Below are 7,097 nucleotides of genomic sequence, written 5' to 3'. Positions count from 1 at the left end.
TCGCCAGCCTTCATCGTCGTGCCGAGCTTCCATGCAATGATGTAGCGGCTGTAGTCGTCGAGGATCGTCGAGAGATAGAACCAGCCCCAACCGATTGTCTGACGTCAGCGCCAATGGGCCAGTCCGGCACCCGGCCCTCCGGCGGCAGCAACAGGCGGAAATGCATGCCGTCACGGCCATAGGGCGCCATATCCTCGCCGTGCATGTGAACGCGGTACCAGGATGGAAAACTCCGATCCACTCCCCGCACTGTGACCAGGCGAAAATTGGGCGGGGTGGTCAGGCGGAATCGATGCCCCGACCAGACCACCTGCCCCGATACCCCGTCTACCGCATGGTCGAGAAAATGCAGAAAGGATTCGCGCAGCATCTGCAACTGAGCCTCGGTCCCGGCCTCCAACCGCATCGTCAGCCCTTCTGCTTCGACGTGAACCTGCAGCGCCCCGAAGGGCGCTCGGCTGATCAGCGTATTGCCATCCTGCCACTGGACAGGTTTGCCATGGCCGCCCAACTCAGCGGCGATCCGGGTCAGGGTATTGTCGGGCAAGGGGCTGCCAAGCTGTCCGGTGACGACAAGGCGACGGTATCCGTCTGTGCTTCGCGGCTCATGCGCTGTCCTTCATCGAGGGCTGAAACGAGTTCGGCGGATCGATCTGGTAGATCGCGACCGGGTGACCACCGACCTGGCGCACCTCGATTTCCAGATCAAATATCCGGCGCAGCATAGGCCGGGTGACAATCTGCGCGGGTGACCCTTCGGCCAGAACTGCACCATCCCTCAGCGCGATGATCCGATCGGCATAAGAGGCCGCGAAATTGATGTCGTGCACGACAATGACGAATGTCTTCCCCAGATCATCCGCCGACCGGCGCAACCGTTGCATCATCGCGCGGGAATGGGCCATGTCCAGATTGTTCAGCGGCTCGTCCAGCAGCACGTAATCGGTATCCTGCGCCAGCACCATCGCCACGAAGGCGCGCTGGCGCTGCCCGCCCGACAGCTCATCCATGAACCGGTCGCGCAAATGGGTGAGGTTCAGGAACTCCAGCGCCTGATCGACGATCTGCCGGTCCTGTGGTCCGGGGCGCCCCTTGTGGTGCGGATAACGGCCATAGCCGACCAGGTCGCCCACCGTCAGCCGGGACGAAAGCGTGTTTTCCTGCCGCATAATCGACAGCTTGCGTGCCAGAAAATCGCTTTTGGTGGTGCCCACATCCAGCCCGTCAAAACTGATCCGGCCCGTCTGCACCCGCATCAGGCGGCTCATTAGCGACAAGAGCGTGGACTTGCCCGCGCCATTCGGCCCGATCAGCGCGGTAATGCCGCCCCGCGGCAGGCTCAGCGTGATATCCTTCAGGATCTGCGCATCGCCGATGCGGTGGCTGACGCGGGAAATCTCGATCATCGCGCATGCCCCCTGAGCAGCAGAAACAGAAAGACCAGCCCGCCGATGAGATCAATGACGATGCTCAGCGCCGATTTCAGGCCAAGCACATGCTCGAACACCGCCTGCCCGCCGATCAGCACCAGCATGGCGATCAGCGCACCGGCGATCAGCGTGGCCCCATGCCCGCCGCGCGGTACTGCCATATAGGCCAGATGCGCGACCAGCAGCCCGAAGAACGACACCGGCCCCACCAGCGCGGTCGAGACCGATACCAGCAACGCCACGATCGCCAGAACCGCCAGAACGAGCCCGCGATACGGCAGGCCCAAGCTGATCGCCGGATCGCGCCCAAGCGCCAGAACATCCAGCGCGTGGCGCAGCCGCCACACCAGCGGCATGGTGGCCCCGCACAGCGCAAGGCTGATCCACAAAAGTTCGGTATTCACCGCGTTGAACGTGGCGAATTGCGCGCCCTGCACCACCACGAAATCGTTCGGGTCGATCAACCGCGCGGCAAATCCGGCAAGGCTGCGGAACAGAATGCCAAAGATGATGCCCACCAGGATCATCAGGTGCAGGTTGCGGCTGTTGCGATTGAACAGCCACACAAACAGCGTGGTGCTGAACAACATCATACAGGCGACCTCGGCCCCGAATTTGCTGACACCATCCAGCTGCAACATTCCCCATCCCCCCAGGAAGAACACCAGCAGCGTCTGGATCAGCAGGTAAAGCGCGTCGAACCCCATGATAGAGGGCGTCAGGATCCGATTGCGGGTGACCGTGTGAAACAGGATTGTCGAGGTTGAAACCGCATAGGCCACCAATACCAGTGCCAACAGCTTGACCCCGCGAAACGCCAGCGCAAAGTCCCAAGCTCCCGCCGGCACGCCCAGCATCAGGAACACGGCAACCGCGCCGCCGGTCAATGCCGCCAGCGCGCCGAACCTCCACCCCATGTCAGCCGTGAGCATGCCTGTCCCTCCGCAGCAACAGAAACAGGAACACCCCGGCCCCCAGCACGCCAAAGACCGTGCCGATCGGGATTTCATAAGGATAGCGCACCAGCCGCCCCACGATGTCGCACAGCAACAACAGCCCTGCTCCCAGCCCTGCGGCCCAGGGCACCGCGGCGCGCAGGTTGTCGCCCAATGTGCGGCTGACGATGTTAGGCACGATCAGGCCAAGAAACGGAATCGCCCCCACCGTGACCACAATCACCGCCGTAATGACCGCCACGATAATCAGGCCAAGCCACATCACCCGCCGGTAGTTCAGACCCAACGTCAGGGTCACATTCTGGCCCATACCGATGATCGAAAACCGGTCCGCCGCCAGATAGCCGATCAGCGCCAGAGCGGCGGTCAGCCACAGCAATTCGTACCGGGTGCGCATCACCCCGGAAAACTCGCCTGTGGTCCAGATACCCAGAAACTGTAGCAGATCGAACTGATAGGCAAAGAATGTGGTCACCGACGCGATCACGCCGCCCAGCATCAGCCCGACCAGGGGCACAAGCAGTGGTGCCTCGGGCGGCAAGGCGCGCAGGATGCGCAGGAACAGCATGGTCCCCGCGATGGCAAAGCCCGAAGCGACCAGCATCTTGGCAAAGATCGGCGCCCCGGGCAGCAGCAGCGTCGCCACCAGCAAGCCCAGCCCCGCACTTTCCGCCGTCCCCGCGGTCGCGGGTTCGACAAACTTGTTGCGGGTCAGCATCTGGAAGATCAGCCCGGCAATCGCCATCGAGGCGCCGGTCAGAACGATGGCCAGCGTGCGGGGGACACGGCTGACCAGCAGGATCAGCGCATCGTCGCCCTGCCCGCCAAACACCGCAGGCAACGAAACATCCGCCACGCCCACGAACAGGCTGAGCGTGGCCAGGACGATCACCAACAGGGCGGCAAGAGCTGCGTGGCACATGAGACTGCGTATCCCGGCCTTCTCAGCCACCGAAGGCGGTCAGGAACTGATCGACCGTGCGCTGGAAGGACCGGATACCGGTCGTCGCGACATAGACATCCGCCGCGTTCAGATAGATCACCTGCCCTTTTCTCATGGCGGTTGTGCTGGCAACCAGTTCATTGTCCAGCGTGGCCTGCGCGCTTTGCGAATCCGCGCCGATGGCCGCGCCCCGGTCCAGCACGATCAGCCAGTCTGGATTGGTTTCATGCAGGAATTCGAACGACACCGCCTCGCCATGGGTGCTGACCTCAAGGTCCTCGATCACGGGGGCGACGCCCAAGGTATCATGGATCCAGCCAAAGCGCGAGCCGGGCCCATAGGCCGAAACCTTGGGCCCGTTGGTCAGCACGATCAGGGCCGTGCCCTTGCCTTCGACCAGCGCACGCAGCGTCTGCAGGCTGTCTTGCAGATGCGCAGTCAGCTCAGCGCCCTTCTCCTCTTTGCCGAACAGCGCACCCAGTTCGCGCGTCTGGGTGACGACGGCATTTTCCAGATCATCCACCGGCAGGGTCAGATCCACGGTGGGTGCGATTTTCGACAGCGGGTCCATTTGTCTGGCCGAGCGCGCACCGATGATGATCAGATCGGGATGCAGCGCGAAAACCTGCTCGAAATCGGGTTCGAACAAGGTGCCGATCTTTGGCAGGTCGCTCTCTTGCAGATGCGCCAGCGTTGGCAGCATGATCGGGTCGGGCACGCCCGCCACCGCCACCTCCAACGCATCAAGCGTATCGAGCGTGCCAATATCGAAGGTCAGCACGGTTTCCGGCGTTTTGACAATTTCGACCGGCCCATGTGCCGTGGTCAGGGCCGTTGCGCCCGCCCAGCCGGGCACAATCGCTGCTGCGACAAGGTTGGCGGCCAGAAGGGACGTTCTGAAGAAATCCATCGCGTGTTCCTTTTCAGGGTGGCGCGGTGGCTGGAACGAACTGGCTGCGCGATATGTGGGGCTTCGGATCTGCCCGCCGGGGAAACCGGAATCGGACTGACGTGGTCTGAGAAGCTTTGCCACAGAACATACCCGACTAAAAGGCTTTGGTATCATCTTTTCGTGAACCTACCCAATGGCGTGACGCAGGGATTGATGAAATCCTTAGCATCGACCGTGCCGCCAGGTTTCGGCCCAAGAATTGAGTTCCCGCACACCCACCCGTTGGCTAGCCGTTGAACTGCACGGGAAGGCTGAAGGTGTAGGACGCGTCTCCCAGCCCTTTGGGCGCCGCCGGGAAGCGCCTGGCCGCGCGCACGGCCTGCACCGCCGCCTGGTCCAGCGCCCGGTTGCCGGAGCTGCGCCCGACCGATACGCCGTGCAACGACCCGTCGCGTCCCACCGTGATCCGCAACACCGCGCTGCCCGACGCACCGCGCGCCGACGATGGATAGCGTTTGCGCCGTTCAACGCGCGCGCGAATGGCCGCCCCCCAGCTGGACTTGAGGCTCTGCGCCTTGGCCGGGTTCAGCGTTGCCGCGCTGGCCGAACGTGCCTCGCCCGCCGTAGCGCCCCCGCCTGACCCGGCGGCCCGCTGTGCCTGGCTGGCCCCCGAGGGTTTGGCCGGCGGCGCCGGCCTGGCCTTCGGCCGCGGTTTGGGTTCGGCTGCCGGGCGCGGTTCGGGCTCTGCCTTCGGCGCGGGTGCCGGTGCGGGCGGCGGCGGCGGCTTCGCCTGGGACAGATCGGGCAGGCTTTCCATCTGCGGCAGGGCCATCTGCGGGCTGGGCATCGGCGTCACCGCCTGGGGCGGGGTGAGGTCGGGCATCGGCGGCGCGGGTGGCGCGATCTGCGGCGGCGCCTGCCGGGGGCGCTCGGGCTGTGCCATCTCCGGCGGCTTTTCCCAATCCTCGACCATTGCGCTCAGCGAGGCGCTCGAGGCCTCCAGCGACACCAGCGCCGCGCCCCCGTCGCCGGACGACGCCGCGCCCAGCTGCGGGGAACGGATGCCTGCCACGCCCAGGTGGATACCCAACGCCAGGCCCAGAAACACCACGGTTTCCAGCGCGCGTCTCATCGTGCCGCCGTCACCAGCATCACGTCGCGCGCGCCCGCCGCGCCCAGCCTGGGCAACAGCGCGGCGACCCTGGCCGCCGGGACCTCGGCATCCGCGCGCAACTGGACCGAGGGCGGCGCCATGTCATCCGAACATCCGCCCGTCTCGCAATAGGCCTCCAGCGCGGACTGAAACGCCGCCAGCGCCGCCTCGTCGCCAAGAGCATCGAGAAAGCCGAGCTGCCCCCCGGCATCCAGGTACAGAACGAATTCCCCTTCGGCGGGCGCCTCCGACAGAGCCTCGGGCGGGGTCACGTCAAAAGGTTCGGGCGGCGCGATCCGCGCCGTCATCAGAAAGAAGATCAGCAGCAGAAACACCACGTTGATCATCGGCACGATGCTTTCAGCGGGTTTTCGGCGGGGGGGATCGGTGAATTGCATGGCTCACTCCACCAATACCAGCCGGGTGAAGCCGGCGGCGCCCAGCATATCCATCACCTCGACGATGCGCTGCAGCCTGGCCTCATCGCGCGCGCGCAGGATGATCGTGTCCCCGGCGCTGTCGGTCAGGCGCGCCAGCTCGGCCAGCAGCGCGTCACCCTCCATCGTCACGCCGTTCAGCGCCAGCCCTTCGGGACGGACATCCACCAGACGCGGCGGCCCGGAATACCCCGCCCCCTGCCCGGCCACCGTCAGCGGCAGATGCATGTCGAGGCCGAAGCGCGACGCCAGCATGAAGAACACAAGCAGCAGGAACACCACGTCGATCATCGGCGTGAGGCTTGGCCGGCGCGACCGACGTTCTGCGCCGAAATCGAACATCATTCCGCCGCGGCGCGCAGCGCGTCCGCACCCGATCTGACCGGACGCAGGAACACCCGCGTCGCCGCGTCCTCCATCTCGAGGCGCAGCCGGTCCACCACGCTTTCGAACCATGTCAGCGCCATCGAGGCCGGGATCGCCACCGCCATGCCCGCCGCCGTGGTCAACAGCGCCTCCCAGATGCCGCCGGCCAGCGTCGCCGGGTCGGCGCGCGCGCCGGCGGCCTGCAGCGCCTGAAACGCCGCAATCATGCCTAGAACCGTCCCCAAAAGCCCCAGCAAGGGCGCGATGGTGGCGATCAGTTCAAGCGGGCGCAGCCCCGATTTCGCCCTGGCGATCAGATCCCGCGCCACGCGCTGTGTTTCATCGCGGGCCGCGTCGTCATCAAGCGTCGCGTCGTGGCGCGCGGCCATGGCGGCCCGTGTCAGCGCGGCGCGGATGGTCTGGCGCCGCGCGAGAAGACGCAGCGCCTCGCCTTCCCGCCCCTCGGCCCAAAGCCCGACCGCCGCTTTGACCTGCCGCCCGCCCGACCAGGCGCCCAACGCCGCCAGCCGCCAGATCTTCCACAAGATCAGGGCCAGCGTGATCACCGACAGCCCGGCAATCGCCCAGATCGAAGGGCCACCCATGGCCAGAAAGTCGCGCGCGGCCTGCCAACCCGCCGCGAATGTCGCAGTATCGAATGACATAGAAATGTCTCCGCCAATATGCCGCCGCGCTATATCGCGTGGCTTGTCACGGCCTTTGCTAAATATTTCCGACCATATTTGTCAAGCATTCAGGCGATGAGAAACCGCAAACACTGAAACCGCTTGCCCTCGAGCGCGCTATCTCGGGCAAGCCCCGGCGATTGTCGCCAAACCTCACCCGATCGGCACCGGAGTTACACCAGCTTGACGAACCAGAACCGCCCAGATAATCCTGACAAATATACCCAGGTATGC

Annotated in this window: 9 protein-coding genes; all 9 read right to left on the bottom strand. The window is 65.0% G+C overall.

Going from position 1 to position 7,097, the window contains the following annotated elements; translation table 11 throughout:
- Window positions 1-10 precede the first annotated feature (10 nt).
- The 9 genes from GGR17_RS18885 to GGR17_RS18845 all read right to left on the bottom strand — a co-directional run bounded on the left by GGR17_RS18885 (window position 11) and on the right by GGR17_RS18845 (window position 6,842).
- Window positions 11-547, bottom strand: coding sequence for an SIP domain-containing protein (locus GGR17_RS18885; protein WP_054539423.1), 537 nt, complete (start codon window positions 545-547; stop codon window positions 11-13).
- Between the two features lie 58 nt (window positions 548-605).
- Window positions 606-1,406, bottom strand: a complete 801-nt coding sequence (locus GGR17_RS18880) for an iron ABC transporter ATP-binding protein (protein ID WP_054539424.1) — start codon at window positions 1,404-1,406, stop codon at window positions 606-608.
- On the bottom strand, window positions 1,403-2,362 hold the full coding sequence (locus GGR17_RS18875) for an iron chelate uptake ABC transporter family permease subunit (protein WP_082386623.1): 960 nt from the start codon (window positions 2,360-2,362) through the stop codon (window positions 1,403-1,405). The genes GGR17_RS18880 and GGR17_RS18875 overlap by 4 nt, the downstream gene beginning before the upstream one ends.
- Complete coding sequence (locus GGR17_RS18870; RefSeq protein WP_054539426.1) at window positions 2,349-3,308, bottom strand: ABC transporter permease; 960 nt, start codon at window positions 3,306-3,308, stop codon at window positions 2,349-2,351. The genes GGR17_RS18875 and GGR17_RS18870 overlap by 14 nt, the downstream gene beginning before the upstream one ends.
- 22 nt (window positions 3,309-3,330) lie before the next feature.
- Window positions 3,331-4,239 (bottom strand): siderophore ABC transporter substrate-binding protein, encoded by a 909-nt coding sequence (locus GGR17_RS18865; protein WP_054539427.1) that lies wholly within the window; start codon window positions 4,237-4,239, stop codon window positions 3,331-3,333.
- A gap of 268 nt (window positions 4,240-4,507) precedes the next feature.
- Entirely contained in the window at window positions 4,508-5,353 is an 846-nt protein-coding gene (locus tag GGR17_RS18860; protein ID WP_054539428.1) for an energy transducer TonB family protein, read from the bottom strand.
- The gene (locus GGR17_RS18855; protein ID WP_054539429.1) at window positions 5,350-5,772 is read right to left on the bottom strand and encodes an ExbD/TolR family protein; all 423 of its coding nucleotides are present in this window, start codon (window positions 5,770-5,772) and stop codon (window positions 5,350-5,352) included. Before GGR17_RS18855 ends, GGR17_RS18860 begins: the two co-directional genes overlap by 4 nt.
- 3 nt (window positions 5,773-5,775) lie before the next feature.
- Window positions 5,776-6,156 (bottom strand): ExbD/TolR family protein, encoded by a 381-nt coding sequence (locus GGR17_RS18850; RefSeq protein WP_054539430.1) that lies wholly within the window; start codon window positions 6,154-6,156, stop codon window positions 5,776-5,778.
- Complete coding sequence (locus GGR17_RS18845; RefSeq protein WP_054539431.1) at window positions 6,153-6,842, bottom strand: MotA/TolQ/ExbB proton channel family protein; 690 nt, start codon at window positions 6,840-6,842, stop codon at window positions 6,153-6,155. The genes GGR17_RS18850 and GGR17_RS18845 overlap by 4 nt, the downstream gene beginning before the upstream one ends.
- Window positions 6,843-7,097 lie beyond the last annotated feature (255 nt).

Source organism: Actibacterium naphthalenivorans, assembly GCF_014196965.1.
In the GTDB taxonomy this organism is placed as follows: Bacteria; Pseudomonadota; Alphaproteobacteria; order Rhodobacterales; family Rhodobacteraceae; genus Actibacterium_A; species Actibacterium_A naphthalenivorans.
The sequence above is the reverse complement of the archived record's forward strand: the minus strand, read 5'-3'. Positions and strand labels throughout refer to the sequence as shown.